This is a genomic window from Pseudomonas sp. BF-RE-25 (genome assembly GCF_019956105.1).
Classification (GTDB): domain Bacteria; phylum Pseudomonadota; class Gammaproteobacteria; order Pseudomonadales; family Pseudomonadaceae; genus Aquipseudomonas; species Aquipseudomonas migulae.
This window is the reverse complement of the sequence record NZ_JAHBDB010000015.1, coordinates 71,209-88,439: the sequence shown is the minus strand read 5'-3', so window position 1 is coordinate 88,439 and position 17,231 is coordinate 71,209. Positions and strand designations below refer to the sequence as shown.

Sequence of the window (17,231 nt, the reverse complement as noted above, 5' to 3'; positions counted from 1 at the left end):
TGTACATGTGTGTCATGATCAATTGACACCTATGTACATTTATCCTAATTTCAAGTCGCCGAGCCTGATGAAGCCCACTTTGGAGCGCACCACGATGTCCAGCGATCCCTTGCTGCAACCCTACAAGATCAAGCACCTGACCCTCAGAAACCGGATCATGACCACGGCGCACGAGCCGGCTTACCCTATCGACGGCATGCCCCAGGCGCTGTATCGCACCTACCACGTCGAGCGCGCCAAGGCCGGGGTTGCCCTGACCATGACGGCGGGCTCGGCGGCGGTCTCCCGGGACAGCCCGCCGGTGTTCAACAACGTGCTGGCCTACAAGGACGAGGTGGTCGGATGGCTCAAGGACCTGACCGATGAATGCCACGAACATGGCGCCGCCGTCATGATCCAGTTGACCCACCTGGGCCGGCGCACTCGCTGGGACAAGGCCGACTGGTTGCCCGTGGTCTCGCCTTCGCACCGCCGCGAGGCGTCGCACCGCTCGTTCCCCAAGAAGATGGAAGACTGGGACATCGAGCGGATCATCAAGGACTACGTGGACGCGGCCGAACGCATGCAGGCCGCCGGCATGGACGGCCTCGAATTGCAGGCCTACGGGCATTTGATGGATCAGTTCTGGTCGCCGCTGACCAACGACCTCGACGGCCCTTATGGCGGCTCGCTGGAAAACCGCATGCGCTTTACCTTCGACATCCTGCGCGGGATTCGCCAGCGTGTCGGCGAAAACTTCCTGCTGGGTGTGCGCTACACCGGCGACGAAACGCTGCCGGGCGGCTTCAACGCCAGTGAAGGGATGCAGGTGTCGCACATGCTCAAGGACAGCGGGCTGATCGACTTCCTCAACGTGGTGCGCGGCCACATCGACACCGACGCGGGCCTGACCGATGTCATCCCGATCCAGGGCATGCGCAACTCGCCGCACCTTGATTTCGCCGGTGAGATCCGCGCCTCGACGGGCTTCCCGACCTTCCACGCGGCGAAGATTCCCGACGTCGCCACGGCGCGCTACGCGATTGCCTCGGGCAAGGTCGACATGGTGGGCATGACCCGCGCGCACATGACCGATCCGCATATCGTGCGCAAGATCATCGAGAAGCGCGAGGAAGACATTCGCCCTTGCGTGGGCGCGAACTATTGCCTGGACCGGATCTATCAGGGCGGCGCCGCCTACTGCATTCACAACGCGGCGACCGGTCGCGAAACCACCATGCCCCACGAGATTCCCAAGGCGGCGCACCAACGCAAAGTGCTGATCATCGGCACCGGCCCCGCCGGGCTGGAAGCGGCGCGTGTCGCGGGCGAACGCGGCCACGACGTCACCGTGCTGGAAGCGGCGGACCGGCCCGGCGGGCAGATCCGACTGACGTCGCTGAACGAACGCCGCCGCGAAATGATCGGCATCATCGACTGGCGAATGGCGCAGTGCGAGCGCCTTGGCGTGAAGTTTCACTTCAACACCTGGGCGGAAGCCCACACCGTGCTGGCCCACGAGCCCGACGTGGTCATCGTCGCGACCGGAGGCCTGCCAGACACCGAGGTGCTTGCCCGAGGCAACGAACTGGTGGTGTCGACCTGGGACATTATTTCCGGCGACATCAAGCCTGGCCGCAACGTGCTGATTTTCGATGATGCCGGCGACCATGCCGCCTTGCAGGCTGCCGAAGTCATCGCACAAAGCGGCGCGACCGTGGAAATCGTCACTCCTGACCGTGCATTTGCGCCGGAAGTGATGGCGATGAACCTGGTGCCCTACATGCGCAGCCTGCAAGACCTCGACGTCACTTTTACCGTCACGTACCGCGTCGAGTCGGTGGAAAAGCGCGATGGCAAGCTGGTCGCGACCTTCGGCAGCGACTACGGCAAGGTCAACAAGCAACGTGTCGTCGATCAGGTCGTGGTCAACCACGGCACGCTGCCGCTGGACGACCTGTATTTCGATCTTCGCCCTCACTCAAGCAATGGCGGCGCGGTGGAACAGCACGACCTGATTGCCGGTCACGCGCAGCACATCGTCACCAACCCTCAAGGGCGTTTCCAGCTGTTCAGGATCGGTGACGCCGTGGCGGCCCGCAACACACATGCGGCGATCTACGATGCCTTGCGGTTGGTGAAGGAAATCTGAACCCTGTCAAACATGAATAGAGGGAGCTTTTGCTCCCTCTTTTTTTACATCCCGCGTCGGGCGACAGCCGCACCGGCCTGTACAGCCTGGCCCACGATGGCGTCGAGATGTTGATCAGCCATCGACTGCAACGCCGCTGCCGTCACACCGCGATAAGCCATGAGGGCGTCGATCATTTGCAGGGGATCGCGGCTGGCCAGTAACTGACCGCCACCCACCACCACGCCGTGCGCGGCACGTTGTGCGATCGCCTCGGGAATCCCGGCGACCACCGCCGATTCAACCAGCGCCCTGTAAAGCATGGCCGGGAAAGCAGGCCCGGTGCCGGACAGTGCACTGAGGTAATCGATGCAATCCTCATTGGGCACTTCGTCCGCCGAACCGACGCATTCAAAAAGTCGTTGCACCCACTCGCGGTCCTGTTCGCTCAACTCACCGGCGTTGTACCAAGGGGTGAATGACTGGCGGATTTCCACGGCTGCATTCGGCATGGCCCGCACCACGACCTGCGCACCGGTGGCGGCGCTGATGGTCGCCGCCGGAACACCGGCCATCAGTGAAATCACCCGTTTGCCACGGGCGTCGATCTGCAGTTCACGAAATTGCTCCGGGCGGATCGACAGCACCACGACGTCGCTAAGCTCAACCAACGCCTGGTTATCCGCCAGCACCCGCACGTCTGGCCCGAACGTGCTGCTGCCGGAACGGTTCGAAATCAGCAGGCAATCGGCAGCGATGAAGCCGCTTTCCAGCACCGCATCAGCGATTGCACGGCCCAACCAACCGGTGCCGCCGATGATGCCCAGGGTTCTATTCGGCATCGGGCGTCGCCTCCTCGAAGGTGTCGACCAGCGACACGAAAACACCCGGCTCTTTTTCCGCGTAGCCGAACTTGCCAAAAAAACGGTCGAGCTCGCGACGCTTCGGTGCCTTGCCGGTAAACACCGTGACGTACTGCGGAATGCGCCGGAAACGCACGACGATGTCCTCAGTGGTTTTCATCGAGATGTAGCCGATCTGCGTGAGATAGATCGTCCTGGCCCGCGCATCGGCGGCGTCGGTCTCGTAGCCGAACCGGCGAAACATGCCGGCCAGGGCATTGATCCGCGCCTCGTCAGCCGCGGCGATTTCGTCGGCCACCTCGGCGGACTGCAACGCCCAACTGCGCACGGCAAACTCGAACTGCGAGTCGAACAGCTCGGGGTTCACCCAACATTCAAAAACGTTGAGGATGGCTTCGGAAATGCTTTCGGCGTAACTCTCGCACTGGCTGATCAGCCCGCCGGTGTTCTTGTCGCGCCAGCGGGTCAGGAGCGCCGCCAGCAGTTGCTCGCGATCCTCATAGAACCAATAGAAACTGGTGCGCGACAGGTTCAGCCGCTTGGCCAGCGGCATCACGCGCACCGCGTCCACACCGGATTCCTTGAGGGCATCGTAGGCGGCGTCCAGCCAGCCATTGACCGAGCCGCGCCAGCCGGCGTCCTGTGCCTTGGTCCGTGTCTTTCCTGCCTGCGACATCCTCGGGTACCACCGTGTTCTGAAAATGTCACTCCACTCTACGCTGCACGCCCTCGTGCGTACACAAAATGTACATCGACGTACATTTCAACGACGCATTCGATTACTTCGGCTGAAACGTCTGCAAGTACGCCAGCACATCCTCGATCTTTTCCGGATCGCTGAGCCCCCAGAAAATCATCCGGGTGCCGGGCACCACTTTCTTCGGCGCTTCGAGGTAAGCCGTCAGTGTCTCGCGCGTCCAGACAATGCCGGCGGATTTCATCGCGTCGGAGTACTGGTAGTCCGTCACGCTTCCCGAGGGACGGCCGAAAATGCCATTGAGTTGCGGGCCGAAGCCGCCCCGCGCCGACTCGCCCACTTGATGGCAGCCGCCGCAGATCCGCGTGAACAGTTTCGCCCCGGCTTCAGCATCCCCCGCCGCTGCCGCCGGCGTGCAAAATGCCCCTGCGGTCAGTGAAAGGACGAAGGTGAGGGTTACAGCTTTCATCATGTTCGGTTCCAGTGAAGTCAATCGGCGCACCCGGTGCATTTTCGCGCCTACCTTACCCGATTACCGCCGCCCGACGTGCACCGGTCGCCCAGGCGTCGGCCTGGGCGCGAATCTCCTAAAATGAATCGTGAGACTTGAACGGTTGCCAGCCCCTGGCAACACCGCGGTGAAAGGAGGTGTTCGAGATGCAACTCATCACGCAGAAAATCGACAAGCCGCAAGACACGAATTTCATTCTGGGCCAGACCCACTTCATCAAATCCGTCGAGGACATTCACGAAGCGTTGATCAACGCAGTGCCGGGCATTCGCTTCGGCGTCGCTTTTTGCGAAGCCTCGGGCAAATGCCTGGTGCGCTGGTCCGGCACCGATCCCGCCATGATCGAACTGGCCCAGAGCAATGCCCAAGCCATCGGCGCCGGGCACAGCTTCATCATCTTCCTGGGTGACGGCTTCTACCCGCTGAACATATTGAACACGGTCAAGACGGTTCCAGAGGTGTGCCGGATCTTTTGCGCAACCGCCAACCCCACAGAAGTGGTGCTCGCCGAGACAGCACAGGGACGCGCGATTCTGGGTGTGGTGGATGGCTTCTGCGCCAAGGAAATTGAAGGCGACGAAGACATTCTGTGGCGCAAAAACCTGTTGCGGCAGATTGGCTACAAGCTTTGAATTTAGCGGCTCATAAGGACTTGCAGTTTTCAACAGTAGGCTAAGCTTGGATCAGCTCATTGCTTACGATGCTCGATTCTGCAGGGTTTTGGTTGTTCTGGAGAGCGTCTGCAACAGCTATCTCAGACAGGCCCAACCCTTTCACGCAGGATTGACGTGATGACCGAGCCCCTCCTCAGCTTTGATGCACTCAAGCGCGCGGCTGCCGCTGGCGAAATCGACACCGTATTGGTCTGCATGGTCGACATGCAGGGACGCCTGGTCGGCAAGCGCTTCCAGGTCGAGTTTTTTATCGACAGCGGCCACGAAGAAACCCACTGCTGCAATTACCTGCTGGCCGACGACATCGACATGGAACCGGTGCCGGGTTACGCCGCAGCCAGTTGGAGCAAAGGCTATGGCGACTTCGTCCTCAAACCGGACATGTCCACGCTGCGGCGCGTGCCCTGGCTGGAATGCACGGCGCTGGTGCTCTGCGATGTGCTCGATCATCACCATCGAAAGGACTTGCCCCACAGCCCGAGGGCGATTCTGAAAAAACAGGTCGAGCGCCTGCGTGAACGAGGCTACACCGGCATGTTCGCTTCGGAGCTTGAGTTCTACCTGTTCGATGAGAGCTACGAGGCGATCCACCAGCGCAACTATCACCAACCGAAAACCGCCGGGCATTACATCGAGGATTACAACATCCTCCAGACCACCCGCGAGGAACCGGTGCTGCGGGCGATTCGCAAGCATCTGCAAGCGTCGGGCATTCCCGTGGAAAACTCCAAGGGCGAATGGGGCCCCGGCCAGGAAGAAATCAACATTCGTTACACCGATGCCATGACCATGGCCGACCACCACGTCATCATCAAGCACGCCTGCAAAGAGATCGCGCAGCTGCAAGGCAAGGCGATCACGTTCATGGCCAAGTGGCGTTATGACGCCGCCGGTTCCAGCAGCCATATCCATAATTCGCTGTGGGACAAGAACGCCAAGAAGCCGTTGTTCTTCGACGCCAAAGCCGAGTTCGGCATGTCGAAACTGATGCGTGCCTGGGTCGCCGGGCAGCTCAAGTACGCCAACGACATCACCTGTTTTCTGGCGCCCTACATCAATTCGTACAAGCGTTTCCAGGCCGGCACTTTCGCGCCGACGCGTGCGGTGTGGAGCCGCGACAATCGCACCGCCGGCTTTCGCTTGTGTGCCGAAGGCAGCAAATCCATCCGCATCGAATGCCGCATCGGCGGCGCCGACCTCAACCCTTATCTGGCCTTCGCCGCGCTTATCGCGGCGGGCCTGGCCGGGATCGACGAGAAGCTCGAACTCGCCGCGCCGTTCGAGGGCGATGCCTACCTCGATGAGCATTTGCCGGAAGTCTCGAAAACCCTGCGCGATGCCTGCTCCGCCCTCAAGGGGTCGAGCATGTTGCGTGAGGCGTTCGGCGATGAAGTGGTCGATCACTACGTGCACACCGCCGAGTGGGAGCAAAAAGAGTACGACCGGCGGATCACCGACTGGGAACTGCAGCGCGGCTTCGAGCGCTATTGAGCACACCATGACTGCGAAGATTCAGCTTATTTCTCCGGTCGATGGCCGGGTGTACGTCGAACGCCAACAAATAGATACCGCCCGGCTCCTTCAGGCGCTTGAGGCGGCTGCAACGGCCCAGGCGCAATGGAAGCGCCGACCACTGAGCGAGCGCGCAGCTTTTTGCAGTGCCGCTGTGGACGCGATGCTCGCCATGAAAGATGAAATCGTGCCGGAGCTGGCCTGGCAAATGGGTCGACCGGTGCGTTATGGCGCTGGCGAGCTGCGCGGTTTCGAAGAGCGGGCCCGGCACATGATCGCTATTGCGCCCGAAGCGCTTGCAGCCATAGAGCCTGCACCGGTCGCGGGTTTTCGGCGTTACATCAAGCGCGAGCCGCTAGGTACGGTGCTCGTGATCGCCCCGTGGAACTACCCCTACCTAACCGCCGTCAACACGATTATTCCGGCGTTGATGGCGGGCAACAGCGTCATCCTCAAACATGCATCGCAAACCCTGCTGGTCGGCGAGCGTTTCGCTGAAGCTTTTCGCCGGGCCAATCTGCCTGAAGGGTTGTTCCAGAACCTGCTGCTCAGTCATGCCAGTACCGCAGTAGCCATCGTCACTGGCGACGTACAACAGGTGAACTTCACGGGTTCGGTGGACGCTGGCCTGCAAGTCCAACAAGCAGCCATCACGGATTTCATCGGCATGGGCCTGGAGCTCGGCGGCAAAGACCCGGCCTATGTTCGCGCCGACGCCAATCTCGAACACACCGTGGAAAACCTGGTGGACGGCAGCTTCTTCAACTCCGGGCAAAGCTGCTGCGCGGTCGAGCGCATCTATGTGGACGAGAAAATCTATCCCGCCTTCGTCGAGCGCTTCGCCGATTTGACTCGCCAGCATGTGTTGGGCAACCCGTTGGACGAAGCCACCACGCTGGGTCCGATGGTCTCGCCGGCCGCCGCAGACTTTGTTCGCGGACAGATTGCCGACGCACTGGCCGAGGGCGCCAAAGCGCTGATCGATCCGAAGGCGTTTCCCGCCGACGCACCAGGCAGCGCCTACCTGGCGCCGCAGGTACTGGTGGACGTCACTCATGAAATGTCGGTGATGCGCGACGAAAGCTTCGGCCCTGTGGTCGGCATCATGCCGGTGACTGGCGACGACGAAGCCATCGCCTTGATGAACGACAGTGAGTTCGGACTCAGTGCGTCGATCTGGACCGAGGACCTCGCCGCCGCCGAACGCCTCGGCAACGAGATCGCCACCGGCACCGTGTTCATGAACCGCTGCGATTACCTCGACCCGGCGCTGGCCTGGACCGGGGTCAAGAACAGCGGACGCGGCGTCACCCTGTCGCGCCTGGGCTACGAGCACCTGACCCGCGCCAAATCCTTTCATCTGCGCCACGAGGTGTAGGCCATGAACCTGACTGGAAACTGGAACTACCCCACCAGCATTCGCTTCGGTGTCGGGCGCATCGCCGAGCTGGCCGAGGTCTGCCGCAACCAGGGTATCCAACGCCCGCTGCTGGTCACCGACAGCGGCCTGGGGCGTGCGGCGATCACCACGGCGGCGGTGGATGCGTTGCGCGCCGCCGGCCTTGGCGTCGCGCTGTTTTGTGACCTCAAGCCCAATCCGGTCGAGGCCAACCTGGCCGGTGGGCTCGAAGCCTGGCGCACCGGCCAGCACGATGGCGTGGTCGCCTTCGGCGGTGGCAGCGGCCTGGACATGGGCAAGCTCATCGCGTTCATGAGCGGCCAGACCCGACCGGTGTGGGATTTCGAAGACATCGGCGACTACTGGACTCGCGCCGACGACAGCCACATCGCCCCGGTGATTGCCGTGCCGACCACAGCGGGAACCGGTTCCGAAGTCGGTCGTGCGGCGGTGATCATCGACGAGCGCACGCACACCAAACGCATCATCTTCCACCCGAAAATGATGCCGCGCGTGGTCATCAGCGATCCGGCACTCACCGTCGGCATGCCGGCAAAAGTCACCGCTGGCACCGGTATGGATGCGTTCGCCCATTGCCTGGAGGCGTATTGCGCTCCCGGATTTCACCCGCTGGCCGACGGCATTGCGGTGGAAGGCATGCGCCTGGTGGCCAACGCCCTGGTGCGCGCCGTACACACACCTTCGGACCTCGAAGCGCGCGCACACATGCTCGCCGCCGCCGCGATGGGCGCCACCGCATTCCAGAAAGGCCTCGGTGGAATGCACGCGCTCTCGCATCCGGTGGGCGCGCTGTACGACACCCATCACGGCATGACCAATGCCACGTTCATGCCGTATGTGTTGCAGTTCAATCGCCCGGCCATCGAGGAACGCATCATCCGCCTCGCGGCTTATCTGCGCCTGCCCTCCCCCGGCTTCGACAGTTTTCTGGCCTTCGTGCTCAAGCTGCGCAAAGACATCGGTGTGCCGCACACGCTGGTTGAGTTGGGCGTGGATGACCGGCAGGCCGACCTGATCGCGGACATGGCGATTGTCGATCCCTCGGCCAGCGGCAATCCCCTGCCATTGACCAAGCTCGGTGTGGCCAGCATTTTCGACGCGGCTTATCACGGCCGCGTTTAGATTCAGAGCAGTATCGGTTGGAAAAAGGAGCAGTACGACAAGGTGTTGAAGGCCAGCCCATTGCGCACACGCCAATGGATTGAATCAAAACCTGATGGGGTACACAGCATGAACCCAGCAAGCCAGCCCGGCACCGACGCGCACGACGAGGACGTCAAGGTGCTGCACAGCATGGGCTACGCCCAGCAACTCTCGCGACGAATGGGCGTTTTCTCCAACTTCGCGATTTCCTTTTCGATCATCTGCATCCTTTCAGGCGGCATCAACTCACTGGCCCAGGGCACCTCGGGCGCAGGGGGTGCGGCGATTGGCATCGGCTGGCCCATCGGTTGCCTGATCTCAGGGGTATTCGCGCTGGCCATGGCGCAGATTTCTTCGGCCTACCCCACCGCAGGCGGTCTCTATCACTGGGGCTCGATTCTCGGAAACCGCTTCACCGGCTGGCTGACGGCCTGGTTCAATCTGCTGGGACTGGTCACGGTGCTCGGCGCGATCAACGTCGGCACCTATTACTTCTTTTTCGGGGCCTTCGGACCGGCGCTGGGAATGGAAGACACCACCACGGTGAGGGTGATTTTCCTGGCGATCCTGACCGGCATCCAGGCCTTGTGTAACCATCTGGGCATCGGCCTGACCGCGAAACTCACCGACTTCTCGGGCTACCTGATTTTCGCCACGGCGCTCGCGCTGACCATCGTCTGCCTGATTTCCGCACCCAGCTATGAGTTCGCCCGGTTGTGGACTTTCGGCAACTATTCCGGTGAAGCCGGCGGCAGTGTCTGGCCACAGGTGTCGAACAGCTGGGTGTTCATGCTCGGCCTGCTGCTGCCGATCTACACCATCACCGGTTATGACGCGTCGGCGCATACCTCCGAAGAGACCCGCAATGCCGCGATGTCGGTGCCGCGCGGCATGGTCATGTCGGTGGTCTGGTCGTTGCTGTTCGGTTGGGTGATGCTCTGTTCGTTCGTGCTGATGCTGCCGAACATGGACGAAGCGGCGAAACAGGGCTGGAACGTGTTCTTCTGGGGCATGAACGCCCAGGTGAGCCCTAACGTGAAATTCGCGCTGTACGTGGCGATTTTCATCTCGCAGTTTCTCTGCGGGCTGGCGACCGTGACTTCGGTGTCACGCATGATCTTCGCGTTCTCCCGCGACGGTGGCCTGCCCTGCTCGAAAGCACTGGCCTCGGTCTCGCCGAAATATCGCAGCCCGGTGGCAGCCATCTGGACCGGCGCAACCCTGGCGGTCTTGTTCGACTGGGGCTCGTCGGTGATCTCGATCGGGGCAACGCCGGTCTACACCATCGTGGTCTCCTGCACGGTGATCTTCCTGTTTTTCTCTTTCATCATTCCCATCGTGCTGGGCCTGTTCGCCTACGGAACCTCGAAGTGGCCAACCATGGGGCCGTGGAACATGGGGCACGCTTTTTACTCCTTGTTCGCCGTGCTCTCGGTGCTCTCGATGGTGGTGATCTTCGTCATCGGCATCCAGCCACCGAATGATTGGGCGCTGTACATCACCATCGGCTTCCTGGTGCTGACGGCCATCGTCTGGTTCGGTTTTGAAGCGCGGCGCTTTCAGGGGCCGCCGATGGGTGACCTGATCATCAAGCGCCAGGCGGAAATCGCGGCGGCGGAGGCAGCGTTGAACAAGCAGGCGTGAAGGCTTTACCCGTAGGAGCAAGCTTGCTCGCGATGGACGTTAACGATCACGCGGTTTCTCTGAACACACGCGTCGCTCATTAGTCCATCGCGAGCAAGCTCGCTCCTACAGTCACTGTCGATTTGTATCAGTGTGTATTTTTGCGGGGTGATCTTACACGGCGATACACAAGCGCCGGTTCAGGACACATCCGCATTACATGGAAGTGGAAAAGTGGGCCACATCGGAAATTCAGATGTTCTCCGATGAACAGCGATTTAGAAGCGCCCACCAACCTCAGCAGGAACCGCCATGATCAATCAAATCGACACCGTGCTTTACACCGGCAAAACCCACACAACCGGAGGCCGCAATGGCGAGTCGCGAAGCGACGATGGCCGTCTGGACGTCAAGCTTAGCGCCATAGGTTCTTCCGGCAGCGGCACCAACCCTGAACAACTGCTGGGCGCTGGCTGGTCGGCCTGCTTCATCGGCGCCATGGGCAAGGCAGCCATCGCGTTGAAAGTGACCTTGCCGACTGACGTGTCTGTCGATACCGAAATAGACCTGGGCAAGACCGAAAACGCCTTTTTCCTGCAGGCGCGCCTCAACGTCAGCCTTCCCGGTCTGGACCCGGCCGTTGCACGGTCGGTGGTGGATGCCGCGCACCAGACCTGCCCGTATTCGAAGGCGACCCGTGGCAACATCGATGTCGTGATCAACCTGATCTGACCGGGACGACAAGCGCGGCCTGCCATTGCGGCAGGCCGCGCTGGCGATCGCTTACTGAACGTTTTTCAGCTTGATCACATCACCGGAAACCTTGGTGGTGTAACCGCTCAGGACCCACGCCCAGAACCAGTTTTCCTGCACTTGGGTGTTGATCAGTGCATCGCCGCCCTTGGCCTTGATCGCCGCGTCTTGCGCGCGAACAAAACGGCTGTTCTGACGAATCGGGATGACGCCGAACAGCATCAGACCCGTGGCGCTCGCTTCACTGTGACCAACCACCGTGTATTGGCTGGCATCGTATTGCTGAGTCTTCATCGGGGCGCCGGTGCAACCCGCCAGAACCAGGCCGAACAGGGTAACGGCAACAACTTTGCTGAGGTGATTCACTGAATGACTCCTTGGGTAAACGCCCGGGATCCGTCTCTCGGGCGGCGCATACTTTACCGGAAATGATGGCTAATTGGCATCATCTCACCCACCTCGGCAAACCTGGCGCCTACGATCGCGGGGTGTCCGGGATGACGGATTCACCCCAAACCTGTAGGAGCCCGCCTTGCTGGCGATGGCGATTTCATGGACGCCATCGCCAGCAAGCCGGCTCCTACGGATTGGGGGATGTCCGGGATTGGGGATTCACACCAAACCTGTAGGAGCCCGGCTTGCCGGCGATGGCGATTTCACGGGCGCCTTCGCCGGCAAGCCTGGCTCCTACGGATCGTGGGGTGGCCGGGATCGGCAAGTCAGGCAAACCGCTTCAACGAAAACGCCGACAGGTCCAGGTCACTGCTGCCACGCACGCACCACTGCGCAACCGCCTCGCCCAATGCCGCGGAATGCTTGAAACCATGTCCCGAGCAGGCCGACACCACCAGGGTGTTTTTCAGTGACGGATGCTCGTCGATGATGAAGTGCGAATCCGGCGTGACGGTGTACGTGCACACCGCCGACTTGACCACACGCGAAGTCACGCCTGCGATCCGGCCGCGCACCTGACGTTCGAACATGTCGTTTTCTTCAGCGGCGCTGACGGTGCGGTCCAGCGTGTCTGGCGAGGATTCTTCAGTGTATTGCTCCGTCGCGACCTTCACGCTGCCCTCGCCCGGTAACGGCGGGAAGCCGTAAAAGGACTGCGCCGGACCGTGGCTGAAGATGAACGTCGGTGACACCTCGGCAAACCGGGCGTGCTCCCCCTGTTCAAACCAGAACAGTTTCTGCCGACACACCCGCAACAAGCGGTCAAACGGCTGCCCCAACAAATCCCGGGACCACATGCCGGCACTGACCACGACTTTGTCGGCGCGGATCGTGCGCTGGTCGGTGGTGAGGGTGACGCCCTGCTCGTCCGAGCGGATGTGCGTGACGGTTTCGCCCTTGAACAACGTGGCGCCGTGTTCCTCGGCGAGTTGCAATTGCACCGCGATGCAGCGTTCCGGCCGGACGTAACCGCCACTCGGTTCGAAGTAGCCGACGGCCGTGTCCAGCACCTGGGAAAACTGTGGGAATCGCTGGCGAATCTGTTCGGCGGACAACACGTCATGCTCGATGCCGTAGGTGTTCGCCAGTTGAAGGGTGCGGTTCGTGAAGTCGTTGGCATCGTCGGCGTCATAGCCGGGGCTGGAGCTCAACACCAGCACGCCGCACTGCTCGAACAGCGACTCGCCGGACAGCGCTTCGAGCTCTCGCCAGATCCGATGCGAGTTGCGGACAATGGGCACGTACGCCGCACCTTCGCCGACCGAAAGCCGAGTGATGCGCGTGTCCCCATGGCTGGAGCCCTGAGTGTGGGGAGGATGGTGGCGGTCGACGCCGATGACCCTGACCCCGGATTTCGCCAGTTGATACACCGTCGCGGCGCCCATCGCGCCGAGTCCGAGCACTGCTACTTCACACCGATGTTCCATATCGTCACCGTCCCGAAAAGGACCATTTGAGTCTGAAAGCCGCTGAAAACTCAAGAACGAAAACAGGCGGCCTGAGCCTGCCGATTCAGGATTCATGTGAAATCCGACAACAGTGTTTGTCCGGTCGACCAATATATGGCTAAGCCATAAACACCTAGCATCGACTCAACCCAGCGAGCCATTGAAGTTGTCAGCAAATTGCTCGCCAGGCAACAACCCCGAAATAGTCGATGCCAAGGTGAATACCATGAACGTTTTAAAAGCTGCGCTGTTCCTTGCTCTTGGAAGTTTAACCGCACAGGCCTTTGCAGACGAAAGCCATACCAATGCAGAAGCCGGCCAGGTACCCGTTGAAAGTTACACCTACGGAATGAAGCTCGATATTCAGAAGATCATTACGGTGTCAGACATCGCGAACGAATGCGCGCCGGTGCCGGCCCAAATGACGTATGAAGACTCTCACGGTCAACGGCATATCCTGCAATATCAAGTCATGGGCACAGGCTGCTCGAACGGTTGAGTAGCGTGCGGACGATGGAGGGTCGACACTCCATGCCTGCCGCGCCTGTCAGGGTTTTGCTGGCGAACCGACAATGTCCTCATCGGAGGCCAACAGACCCGGAATGTAGTCTTTCAGAAACTCCACCCATGTCTTGATCTTCGCATCCACGAACTTTCGTGACGGGTAGATCGCAAACAAGTTGAATTCCTCGAAATGATAATCCGGCAATACGCGCACTAACGTGCCGGCTCTCAGTCCGTCCACGGCAGACGCAATGGGTTGAATACCAATCCCCATTCCATTCTTGATCGCGACCGTCATCGCATCGGCGGTGTTGACGTGGAAGGGAGAGACCGGAACGTTCACCGTCTCCACGCCGTCCGGCCCCTCGAATGCCCAGTTTTCAACCGGCATGACCGTATTCACAATCCGCAGACAATCATGTGCGCCAAGCGCCCCTGGAGAATCAGGGTGTCCGCGTTTCTTCAAGTACGCCGGCGAAGCGCAGAGGATGCTGTAAGTGATGCCCAGCCTTTGAGCGACAAACCCGGAATCGGGCAGGTCCCGCGCTAACACAATCGACATGTCATACCCCTCCTCCAGCAAATCGGGCAGCCGATTGGTCAGGGTCAGATCAAACATCACCGAGGGGTGAGTCTCTCGGTACTTGGCAATCGCATCGATCACGTAATGGTTGCCGATGGCGGACATCGCGTGAATCTTCAGCCGGCCCACCGGCGTGATGTGAGCGGTTCCTGCTTCCTCATCGGCCTCACGCACCTCATCAAGAATTTTCTCGCAGCGCTGCAAGTAGCGCACACCGGCTTCGGTCAATGCCAGGCGTCGAGTGGTCCGGTTGATCAGGCGTGTTTGAAGCCGGGCTTCCAGACTGGTCACCGCTTTGGAAACGTTGGTCGTGGTGGTGTCCAGCATCTGCGCCGCCGCTGTAAAACTGCCGGTTTGGGCGACAGCCACGAAAAAACGCATGGTCTGGAAAATGTCCATCGTTAGGCCTCAAGGGTCTGGATAAAAAAGGGCGGCCTTACAGAAAGCCGCCCCTCTCGAATCGGATTACTTCTTGCGCGCAATAAACCCGGGAACACCGGTTTCCACCACCGAGTTGAACCGTACCCGAGTGGTGATCTCTTCCTTGATTTCAAGCATCGCCCGGTGTGGCAGCGTGGACAGATCGAAGTTTTCCCGGATGTGGCTCGGTGTCGCCGACGTGGTCAGAAACGCCACGCCCCGCTGCACCGACCAGGCCAGCGCCACTTGCGCCGGGGTCTTCTGCACGCGCCGGGCGATCCCGGTAATCACCGAATCTTCCAGCACATTGGGCTCCATGCCATGGCCGAGTGGTGCAAACGCCAGGACGATAATTCCATGTTGCTGACAAAACTCAAGCAGTTCCCATTCCGGCAAATAAGGATGGGACTCGACTTGCACGACGGCAGGCTTGATGCGCGCCTCGGCGACAATCGCCTGCAACGCCGGCAACGTGATATCCGACAAGCCGATGGACTTGCATCGCCCTTCATCCACCAGACGCTCAAGAGCCCTCCATGTCTCGATCAACGTGACCCCTGAATCGTAGATGACGTTGCCTTGCTCGTCCCTCGGGTCCTGGTTTTCACCGGGTTGAAAGGCAAACGGCGTATGGATCAGGTAGCAGTCGATGTAGTCCACTTGCAGCCGTCGGCAACTGGCCTCGAACGCCGGTTGAACCCGCTCGGGACGATGGTTGGTGTTCCACAGCTTGGTGGTGATGAACAGCTCTTCGCGGCGGATTGTTCCGCTCGCCAACACCTCTTGCAGGGCAATGCCGACCTGTTCTTCATTTCGATAGCGCTCTGCACAATCGAAATGACGAAAGCCCGCGTGCAGGGCCTCCTTGACCGCTTGTGTGGTGACCGCAAGATCTCGAAACAGCGTGCCGAACCCAACCGCCGGCATTTCACCCGCGCCATGGTTGAGCGCAAAACGCTGATCGCGAAGTGCATCGTGAAAGGCTTCGTAAGGCATCTCTTTACTCCAATTGTCGGGGCCGCAGCCGCTATTGATACGCAGGGTTCTGTGCTTCGCGTGTGGCCACCCGTTGCTCGAATGCGCCAACGGAATTACCGCCGAGCGCGACGTACAGGCGCACCGTGTCGAGGTATTGCGCCGTCTTGATCCGGATTCGGCCCAGCAACGCCTGCTGATAAGCGCGCTCCGCTTCCAGCACCTGGAGAATGCTGTTCTCGCCTTGCGCGTAGGCTTGCTGGTTCAAGCGCAAACTGGTTTCGGCCGCGCGCAATGCGTCTTCCTGGGCGAGGTTTTCCTCGGCGTCATGGTTGATGGCTTGCAACGTGTCGGCGACCTGGCCGAACGAACTGATCACGGTTTGCTGGTAACCGGCGAGTGTCGCGTTGTAGCCGTCGATGGCAGCCTGACGTTCAGCCTTGAGCGTTCCGCCATCAAAGATCGGCCCCGCCAGCCCTGCCGCAAAGCCCCAGAGTGCGGCGCCGCCATTGCCCGAAGCGGCCTGTGCCAGCGACGCGGACAACGTGACGTGGGGATAGAGGTTCGCGGTCGCGACGCCGACGGCAGCGCTGGCCATGTGCAGTTCTGCTTCTGCCTGGCGCACATCCGGCCGGTCGTGGGCCATTTCAGAAGGCAAGCTGACAGGCACGTTGGCCGGCAATACAAACTCGGCCAGGTCGAAGTCCGGCGCGATCCAGTCGCCCGGGCCTTTGCCCGTCAGAATCGACAGCGCATGGCGTGCCGAGTCGCGCTGCTGAGCCAGAGGCGGCAACAACGTGCGGTCTTGAGCGAGCCGGGTCTCGGCCAGCGAAACATCGATCTGCGTGGTGCTGCCATTGGCGTGGGCCATGCGCACGAGGTCGAGGTTTTTCGCGTCGTTGGCCAGCAGTTTTTCGACGGCTTGCATCTGCGCATTCGCCGACGCCACCAGCAACGCCTGACTGGCGACGTTACCGGTCAGGGTCAGGTACGCCGCTTCGTAGCGATGCTTTTGCAGATCGGCAAACGCTTCCTGTTGTTCCACCAAGCGCTTGTTGCCGCCGAACGCGTCCAGGTCAAAACCGACCCGTGGCCCGATCGCATAGAAGTTGGAGACGGCCGGTTCTTTGGCGTTATGAACCCGTTGACGGCCCGCCTGGGCGCCAAAATCGACTTGCGGGTACAACGCACCTTCCGCCGCCGTCACCGAGGACGCCGCCTGGCGAATGGTTGCATCCGCCGCCACCAGTTCAAGATTGCCCGCAATGGCCCGACGCACCACCGTGTCGAGCTTCTGCGAACGGAACGCCGTCCACCAGTCACCGCGGACCTTCTGGCCCAGATCAATCTGCTGGTTGCCACGCTGACCGAGCCGCTGTTCGGCCTGTTGATCGTAGTGCTGCGACTGGCTCGGCGCCGGCATCTGGTAGTCGGGGCCGACGGTACAGGCGGTCAGGAACACCAGCACTGCCGCCGCGCCGAACGTGGTTTTGAACGTCTGTCTGTTGATTGCGAGCGCATGGGATTTCATTTGGCACACTC

16 protein-coding genes are annotated in these 17,231 nt (G+C 60.8%); 8 read left to right on the top strand and 8 right to left on the bottom strand.

Going from position 1 to position 17,231, the window contains the following annotated elements; all coding sequences use genetic code 11:
- Window positions 1-94: 94 nt before the first annotated feature.
- Window positions 95-2,131 carry an NADH:flavin oxidoreductase gene (locus KGB24_RS08985; RefSeq protein WP_223415694.1) on the top strand — a complete coding sequence of 679 codons (2,037 nt, stop codon included), beginning with the start codon at window positions 95-97 and terminating at the stop codon, window positions 2,129-2,131.
- Window positions 2,132-2,175: 44 nt separating this feature from the next.
- On the opposite strand, the gene KGB24_RS08980 is transcribed toward KGB24_RS08985, so the two are convergent.
- From KGB24_RS08980 to KGB24_RS08970, 3 genes are all read right to left on the bottom strand, one after another.
- Window positions 2,176-2,952: a pyrroline-5-carboxylate reductase family protein gene (locus tag KGB24_RS08980; RefSeq protein WP_223415687.1), complete on the bottom strand. Its 777-nt coding sequence runs from the start codon at window positions 2,950-2,952 to the stop codon at window positions 2,176-2,178.
- On the bottom strand, window positions 2,942-3,649 hold the full coding sequence (locus KGB24_RS08975; protein WP_223415686.1) for a TetR/AcrR family transcriptional regulator: 708 nt from the start codon (window positions 3,647-3,649) through the stop codon (window positions 2,942-2,944). The genes KGB24_RS08980 and KGB24_RS08975 overlap by 11 nt, the downstream gene beginning before the upstream one ends.
- A 103-nt stretch (window positions 3,650-3,752) precedes the next feature.
- Window positions 3,753-4,142: a c-type cytochrome gene (locus tag KGB24_RS08970; RefSeq protein ID WP_008033333.1), complete on the bottom strand. Its 390-nt coding sequence runs from the start codon at window positions 4,140-4,142 to the stop codon at window positions 3,753-3,755.
- 185 nt (window positions 4,143-4,327) lie between these two features.
- Between KGB24_RS08970 and KGB24_RS08965 the strand changes: the two genes are divergently transcribed.
- From KGB24_RS08965 to KGB24_RS08940, 6 genes are all read left to right on the top strand, one after another.
- Window positions 4,328-4,813, top strand: coding sequence for an adenosine-specific kinase (locus KGB24_RS08965; RefSeq protein WP_008033334.1), 486 nt, complete (start codon window positions 4,328-4,330; stop codon window positions 4,811-4,813).
- 159 nt (window positions 4,814-4,972) lie between these two features.
- Window positions 4,973-6,346: a glutamine synthetase family protein gene (locus KGB24_RS08960; protein WP_223415685.1), complete on the top strand. Its 1,374-nt coding sequence runs from the start codon at window positions 4,973-4,975 to the stop codon at window positions 6,344-6,346.
- A gap of 7 nt (window positions 6,347-6,353) precedes the next feature.
- The gene (locus tag KGB24_RS08955; RefSeq protein WP_223415684.1) at window positions 6,354-7,745 is read left to right on the top strand and encodes an aldehyde dehydrogenase family protein; all 1,392 of its coding nucleotides are present in this window, start codon (window positions 6,354-6,356) and stop codon (window positions 7,743-7,745) included.
- A 3-nt stretch (window positions 7,746-7,748) separates the two neighbouring features.
- Window positions 7,749-8,909 carry an iron-containing alcohol dehydrogenase gene (locus KGB24_RS08950; RefSeq protein WP_223415683.1) on the top strand — a complete coding sequence of 387 codons (1,161 nt, stop codon included), beginning with the start codon at window positions 7,749-7,751 and terminating at the stop codon, window positions 8,907-8,909.
- 108 nt (window positions 8,910-9,017) lie between these two features.
- Window positions 9,018-10,574: an amino acid permease gene (locus KGB24_RS08945; protein ID WP_207286138.1), complete on the top strand. Its 1,557-nt coding sequence runs from the start codon at window positions 9,018-9,020 to the stop codon at window positions 10,572-10,574.
- Between the two features lie 291 nt (window positions 10,575-10,865).
- On the top strand, window positions 10,866-11,285 hold the full coding sequence (locus KGB24_RS08940; protein ID WP_008033339.1) for an organic hydroperoxide resistance protein: 420 nt from the start codon (window positions 10,866-10,868) through the stop codon (window positions 11,283-11,285).
- Between the two features lie 51 nt (window positions 11,286-11,336).
- On the opposite strand, the gene KGB24_RS08935 is transcribed toward KGB24_RS08940, so the two are convergent.
- Window positions 11,337-11,672 (bottom strand): hypothetical protein, encoded by a 336-nt coding sequence (locus tag KGB24_RS08935; RefSeq protein ID WP_008033343.1) that lies wholly within the window; start codon window positions 11,670-11,672, stop codon window positions 11,337-11,339.
- A 353-nt stretch (window positions 11,673-12,025) separates the two neighbouring features.
- Window positions 12,026-13,186: an N-methyl-L-tryptophan oxidase gene (gene solA / locus KGB24_RS08930; RefSeq protein WP_223415682.1), complete on the bottom strand. Its 1,161-nt coding sequence runs from the start codon at window positions 13,184-13,186 to the stop codon at window positions 12,026-12,028.
- Window positions 13,187-13,433: 247 nt separating this feature from the next.
- On the opposite strand from solA, the gene KGB24_RS08925 reads away from it, so the two are divergent.
- Window positions 13,434-13,706, top strand: a complete 273-nt coding sequence (locus tag KGB24_RS08925; RefSeq protein ID WP_223415681.1) for a DUF2790 domain-containing protein — start codon at window positions 13,434-13,436, stop codon at window positions 13,704-13,706.
- A gap of 48 nt (window positions 13,707-13,754) precedes the next feature.
- Here the strand turns inward: KGB24_RS08925 and KGB24_RS08920 are convergent, their stop codons facing one another.
- From KGB24_RS08920 to KGB24_RS08910, 3 genes are all read right to left on the bottom strand, one after another.
- A complete protein-coding gene (locus KGB24_RS08920; protein WP_223415680.1) occupies window positions 13,755-14,693 on the bottom strand; it encodes a LysR family transcriptional regulator in 939 nt (312 codons plus the stop codon).
- Between the two features lie 66 nt (window positions 14,694-14,759).
- Window positions 14,760-15,710 carry an aldo/keto reductase gene (locus KGB24_RS08915; RefSeq protein WP_223415679.1) on the bottom strand — a complete coding sequence of 317 codons (951 nt, stop codon included), beginning with the start codon at window positions 15,708-15,710 and terminating at the stop codon, window positions 14,760-14,762.
- Window positions 15,711-15,741: 31 nt separating this feature from the next.
- On the bottom strand, window positions 15,742-17,220 hold the full coding sequence (locus tag KGB24_RS08910) for an efflux transporter outer membrane subunit (protein ID WP_223415678.1): 1,479 nt from the start codon (window positions 17,218-17,220) through the stop codon (window positions 15,742-15,744).
- Window positions 17,221-17,231: the final 11 nt, after the last annotated feature.

Coding starts and splice junctions, on each gene's coding strand:
- KGB24_RS08960 (WP_223415685.1), top strand. CDS start 4,973: ATGACCGAGCCCCTCCTCAGCTTTGATGCACTCAAGCGCGCGGCTGCC.
- KGB24_RS08925 (WP_223415681.1), top strand. CDS start 13,434: ATGAACGTTTTAAAAGCTGCGCTGTTCCTTGCTCTTGGAAGTTTAACC.
- KGB24_RS08980 (WP_223415687.1), bottom strand. CDS start 2,952: ATGCCGAATAGAACCCTGGGCATCATCGGCGGCACCGGTTGGTTGGGC.
- KGB24_RS08955 (WP_223415684.1), top strand. CDS start 6,354: ATGACTGCGAAGATTCAGCTTATTTCTCCGGTCGATGGCCGGGTGTAC.
- KGB24_RS08920 (WP_223415680.1), bottom strand. CDS start 14,693: ATGGACATTTTCCAGACCATGCGTTTTTTCGTGGCTGTCGCCCAAACC.
- KGB24_RS08915 (WP_223415679.1), bottom strand. CDS start 15,710: ATGCCTTACGAAGCCTTTCACGATGCACTTCGCGATCAGCGTTTTGCG.
- KGB24_RS08970 (WP_008033333.1), bottom strand. CDS start 4,142: ATGATGAAAGCTGTAACCCTCACCTTCGTCCTTTCACTGACCGCAGGG.
- KGB24_RS08910 (WP_223415678.1), bottom strand. CDS start 17,220: ATGAAATCCCATGCGCTCGCAATCAACAGACAGACGTTCAAAACCACG.
- KGB24_RS08985 (WP_223415694.1), top strand. CDS start 95: ATGTCCAGCGATCCCTTGCTGCAACCCTACAAGATCAAGCACCTGACC.
- KGB24_RS08965 (WP_008033334.1), top strand. CDS start 4,328: ATGCAACTCATCACGCAGAAAATCGACAAGCCGCAAGACACGAATTTC.
- KGB24_RS08940 (WP_008033339.1), top strand. CDS start 10,866: ATGATCAATCAAATCGACACCGTGCTTTACACCGGCAAAACCCACACA.
- KGB24_RS08950 (WP_223415683.1), top strand. CDS start 7,749: ATGAACCTGACTGGAAACTGGAACTACCCCACCAGCATTCGCTTCGGT.
- solA (WP_223415682.1), bottom strand. CDS start 13,186: ATGGAACATCGGTGTGAAGTAGCAGTGCTCGGACTCGGCGCGATGGGC.
- KGB24_RS08945 (WP_207286138.1), top strand. CDS start 9,018: ATGAACCCAGCAAGCCAGCCCGGCACCGACGCGCACGACGAGGACGTC.
- KGB24_RS08975 (WP_223415686.1), bottom strand. CDS start 3,649: ATGTCGCAGGCAGGAAAGACACGGACCAAGGCACAGGACGCCGGCTGG.